The organism is Frankia sp. CcMO1 (assembly GCF_977945845.1).
The window spans coordinates 1-3,476 of sequence record NZ_CDWTMG010000358.1 but is presented as its reverse complement, the minus strand read 5'-3'; the positions used below and the strand labels follow the sequence as shown (position 1 = coordinate 3,476).

1 protein-coding gene is annotated in these 3,476 nt (G+C 70.0%); it reads right to left on the bottom strand.

Annotation, left to right across the window (positions count from 1 at the left end; genetic code table 11):
- Positions 1 to 91: 91 nt before the first annotated feature.
- A complete protein-coding gene (locus AC08OU_RS23740) occupies positions 92 to 2,920 on the bottom strand; it encodes an alpha/beta fold hydrolase (RefSeq protein WP_476602288.1) in 2,829 nt (942 codons plus the stop codon).
- Positions 2,921 to 3,476: the final 556 nt, after the last annotated feature.

Below are 3,476 nucleotides of genomic sequence, written 5' to 3'. Positions count from 1 at the left end.
GCAACAGTCACCACGCCGCGATCAACGAATGGCTGCCCCGATAAACTTCCCAAACAGGCCCTAGGCGAACGGAGTGCTCAGCCCGTCGCAGTCAGCCTGTCTCAGCCAGCCCGGCAACCACCCGGTCGATCTCGGCCCGGAAATGCTCCGAGATCTTGATGATGTGCGGTTCGCGGAGCAGGTAGAAATGCTCACACGGAACGAAATGGATGTCATGGCTCCCGGTGAGGAATGCCGACCATGCGTCCTCCGGGTCCGGATTCTCCGCCGATCGGTACACGAGGGCCCGGCCGGGCCACGGCCGCGGTCGGTAGAAACGTTCGAGGAGCCGCCCGTGGTTGAAGAAGACGTCGAACTGTTCGAGCCCGCCGAACTGTACGACCCCGGTGAGCGGAATCTGTACCATTTTCTTGAGGGTCGCATTACTGGTGAAGTTCGCCCGCTGTTCCGGTAGCAGCTTCTGGGTGAACCGCGCCAGCCGGCCGCGGTAACCGCGCGCGTGGTCCTCGGCTGCCTTCGACGGCGCGGTGGCGCCGGCCGCCCCGGTATCGCCCGCCTCGGTATCGCCCGCCCCGGCCGACTCGATCCGCAGCGAGGCCGGCAGGTAGGTGTCCATGATGGACAGGAAACCGACCTCCTCTCCCGCGGCGGCGAGCTGCTGGGCGATCTCCATGGCGATCAGGCCACCCAGCGAGTGCCCGGCGAGCAGGTAGGGACCCCGGGGAGCCAGGACGCGGATGATCTCCAGGTGGCGGCGGGCGGTCCGCGCGACGCTCCAGTCCGGGAAACCCCGCCGCTCCAGCCCGTGCGCCTGGAAGGCGTAGACCGGCTGGTCGCCACCAAGGCGGCGGGCCAGTGAGTGGAAACCGAGGGCGAGCGCGCCGGCCCCGGCGAAGCAGAACAGCGGCGGCCGCGAGCCGGTGGTGCGCAGGGGGACAACGGTGGGGTGCCGCGGACCCGACTGCTGCGCGAGTGACAGCGCGCGGGCGAACTCGCCCAGCGTCGGCGCGTCGACCAGCGCCGATGACGGCATGGTGATCCCGAGCTTCTCCGCGACCAGGGTGAGCAGCTCGTTCGCTGCCAGGGAGTCGCCGCCGAGCTCCATGAAGTCGTCCCCGATGCCGACCTCCTCGAGATCGAGGACCCGCGTCCAGATGTCGGCGACGACGATCTCCCACTGCGTTCTCGGCCGGGCGGAGACGGCCGGGGCCTCCGGCGGGGGCGGCAGCGCGCCCCGGTCCACCTTGCCGCGTTCGTTGCGGGGCAGTTCCGTCAGAGGGATGATCGTCGTCGGGACCATCCAGACCGGCAGCTTCTCGCGCAGCCTCCGCCGGATCCGGACCGGGGACAGGGTGTTGCCGTGTACCGCCGGCACGACATAGGCGACCAGCCGGTTCCGCGCCGAAGGATGCGCGACGGCGGTGACGACCGCCTCGGCGATCTCCGCGGAGCTCAGCAGCGCCGCCTCCACCTCGCTCGGTTCGACGAGGTAGCCGCGGATCTTCACCGCTGCGTCCCGGCGGCCGAGCAGGACCAGCGTGCCGTCGGGTTCGAACCGGCCGACGTCGCCGGTCCGGCAGGTGGTCCGGCCATCGGTGAGCGGGGTGAAGCGGGACGCCGTCATCTCCGTGTTCCCCCAGTACCCGGCCGACAGGTAGGCCGAGGTGACCTCCACGTCGCCCACCTCGCCGGGATCGGCGGGCGTGCCGTCCTCGCGGCGCAGTACCACCTCCTTGCCGGTCGCCGGCAGTCCGGCGGGTACCGTGCCCGCGGGCGGCTGGGTGCCCGGCGGGACCTCGAAGAAGCCGAGGGAGGCGATCTCGGAGGCACCGGACCAGTTCACGTAGGTACACGCCGGTGGCACGTGCGGCCGCAGCGCCGTGATGTCGCGTCCGTAGACGGCCTCCCCGCACGTGGTCACGATCCGTAGGTCGGCGAGGACCTGGTCCGGTTCGAGTGAGCCGACGAGGGAGCGCAGCAGGGACGGAGTGGTCTGCAGCGCGGTCAGGTGCTGCGAGGAGATCCAGTCGGCGAGGCCGCTCAGGCCCACCGCCCGGGGATCATAGGCATACACCCCGGCCCCGTTGAGCAGACCGAACACCACCACGGTGATGCCGGCGGCGAACGAGTACGGCAGCACGAGGGCCAGCCGGTCGCCCGGCGCGAAACCGAGGCGTTCGGCGCCGGCGTAGGCGTCGCACAGGAACGTGCCGTTGGTCCACACCACGCCCTTGGGCGCGCCGGTTGAACCGGAGGTGAACACGATGCAGGCCGGATCGTCGACCAGCGGCTGCGGCCACCAGACCGCGTCCGCGCCGTTCGCCGCGATCCACCGGGCACCGTCCGCGGCCGCCGTGGCGAGGTCCAGGACGAGGCGGGGGCCGCCCCCGGCCAGCGCGGCGAGCAGGGCGTCCGGATTCACGCTGGATTCGGCCGTGGCGTTCGAACCGTTGGTCCCCACCGGCTGCAGGCCCACCGTCGAGCGGGCCACGGAGCCGTCGCCCAGGTCGGTCAGCAGGGCCACGCAGCCGGCCTGCCGAACGATCTGTGCCATCCGTTCGGCGGGCACCACCGGATCCAGCGGGACGACCGGGCGCCCGGTTTTCAGCACGCACAGCACGCCCAGCAGGCCAGCCACGCTGTGCGGCAGCAGGGTCGCGACCGGACCGTCCTCGTTCGCGTCGAGGCGGCCGAGGACCGCCATCGCGATGTCATCGGTCCGGCGATCAGCCTCGGCGAAGGTCATGACGACGCCGGGAGAGACCAGCGCGGGCGTGTCGGGCAGGTGCGTGGCGACCTCCCGGAACCGGCTGACCACCGAGGCCGGCAGGTCGTCGAAGTGCAACGCCGGGAAGAACGCGCCACCTTCAGGCGTCGCGACCGCAAGGGACGTGCGCCGACCGCTTTCGTTCAAAGCCACTCCCTCGTCCTGTCCTCTCTCGGCGTCATCGGCTTACGACGGATGACGATGATCTTGTGTCCTGGCCGGTCCTCACCTCGTCAACCGGGTGCGGCTGGTTACCCCTGATCGGGGGGGCGGACCTCGAATCCCGTATGGTCACGGATGCGCCGGGGCCGGTGCCGGGTGGCTGCGCGATGGGACGGGCCGTTTGTGGTAACCCCGTCCAACAATCTCGTACGGTGCTGCCTCGTACGGTGCTGCAACCGTTCGCTCGTGGTACACGAACAGCCTCCCCAACACGCAGTCCGGTATAGCGCGTGCGACTTTATACCATGGTGCTGTGGCTATCTTATGGTCACTCCCGGTAATCCTCACTCAAGGGGTAGTTTGTCGGTGGTAATCGGGCTTCGGCTATGTCCGGCGCAAACGATTGGCCGTGATCCCGGACTAATTTGATCCCGAGTCGGCGGTTCGGCCGATGGTGCCCGGATCCGGTGCCGCCATTCCGCGGCGTCGCGGCCCGGAGCTCGGGGCGGCTCGCGGCCGCACGATCGCCGGCTCCTCGCTCCAGGAG